Origin of the sequence: Pantoea sp. CTOTU49201, assembly GCF_032054795.1 — a bacterium.
GTDB classification, from domain to species: Bacteria; Pseudomonadota; Gammaproteobacteria; order Enterobacterales; family Enterobacteriaceae; genus Pantoea; species Pantoea symbiotica.
This window is the reverse complement of sequence record NZ_DAMBSA010000578.1, coordinates 371-2,160: the sequence shown is the minus strand read 5'-3', so window position 1 is coordinate 2,160 and position 1,790 is coordinate 371. Positions and strand designations below refer to the sequence as shown.

Genomic DNA, 1,790 nt, shown 5'->3' with positions numbered 1-1,790 from the left:
CAAGGCCCGGGAGTGCAGAGGGCGCGGCCAGGCGCTCTCTGCTCGGTCGCCGCACCAGGTTATTGTAACTGCCTCAGCACATAGCGAACGAAAGTCGCTCTGCACTTAACTGAGCAGCATTACGCCATCCATGGCGACTTCAAACAACGTTAAATCTCGACCTGGGTTCCCAACTCGATCACACGGTTCGGTGGGATTTCAAACTGATCCGGCGCGCGCAGCGCATTGCGTTGCAGCGCAAGGAACAGCTTGCCGCGCAGGCGCAGATACCACGGACGATCGCCGATAATCAGCGATTCATGCGACATAAAGAAGGACGTTTCCATCATGCGGCAATTCAGGCCTTCAAGACCGCAGCGGTGGAAGATCTCTTCAACATTTGGCGTTTCGCGCCAGCCGTAACTCGCTACCACGCGCCAGAAGGTCGGCGATAACTGTTCAATGGTCACACGACGTACATTGTGCACGTAAGGCGCATCTTCAGTACGCAGCGTCAGCAGCACCACGCGCTCATGCAACACTTTGTTATGCTTGAGGTTATGCAGCATGGCAAACGGAATCACGTTCAGCGCCCGCGACATATACACTGCGGTGCCCGGCACGCGTACCGGCGGCGATTTCTCCAGCGACGCAATCATCGCTTCGAGGGAATTGCCGTGCTCATGCATACGACGCAGCAGGCGGAAACGCTCGCTTTTCCACGTAGTCATGATGATGAACATCATCAGCGCCAGCGTCAGCGGCAGCCAACCGCCGGAGAACACCTTGATTAGGTTGGCGGAGAACAGCGAAACGTCGATGATCAACATGGCAATCAGAATCAACACCACCAGATAGCGGTTCCAGTGCCAGTTTTGGATCGCCACGGTTGAACAGAGAATGGCGGTCAGCACCATGGTGCCGGTTACCGCAATGCCGTACGCCGCCGCCAGATTGCTGGAGTGCTCGAAGCCGACAATCACAATCACCACCGAGAAATAGAGCAGCCAGTTGATCACTGGAATGTAGATCTGCCCGGACTCCTCTTCTGAGGTGTGCACAATGCGCATCGGCGGCAAATAGCCGAGACGCACCGCCTGACGCGTTAATGAGAACACGCCGGAAATCACCGCCTGCGACGCAATCACCGTGGCTAAGGTCGCAAGAATCAACATCGGGATCAGCATCCAATCCGGCGCGAGCAGGAAGAACGGGTTTTTGATCGCTTCGGGATGTTTGAGCAGCAGCGCGCCCTGACCAAAGTAGTTGAGCACCAGTGAAGGCAGCACCACGATGAACCAGGCGAGGCGAATCGGGAATTTACCGAAGTGGCCCATATCGGCATACAGCGCTTCTACGCCGGTAATCGCCAGCACCACCGCGCCCAGCGCGAAGAAGGATACGGTTTTATATTGGATTAAGAAGTGCACCGCCCAATACGGGTTCATCGCATGCAGGACGTCAGGATTGTCGATAATGCTGCGCGCGCCCAGTACCGCCAGCACCAAAAACCACAGCAGCATCACCGGCGCGAACAGCTTGCCGACGATACCGGTGCCGTGTTTTTGGATGACAAACAGCAAAGTCAGCACTGCAATCGCCAACGGCACGATGTAGGCATCAAGACTTGGCGCGGCAATTTCCAAACCTTCAATCGCCGATAGCACCGAAACCGCCGGCGTAATCACCACTTCGCCGTAGAAGAAGCTACCGCCAATCAGTCCCATAATCACCAGAATTGCCGTAGCTCTGGCGCCGGTATGGCGTCCGGCCAGCGACATCAGCGTTAAAATCCCGCCTTCGCCGGCGTT

Annotated in this window: 1 protein-coding gene; it reads right to left on the bottom strand. The window is 56.5% G+C overall.

The window, feature by feature from the left end; translation table 11 throughout:
* Positions 1-149: 149 nt before the first annotated feature.
* The coding region (kup, locus tag RTY00_RS23985) for a low affinity potassium transporter Kup (protein ID WP_312666638.1) at positions 150-1,790 on the bottom strand (1,641 nt) is incomplete at its 5' end.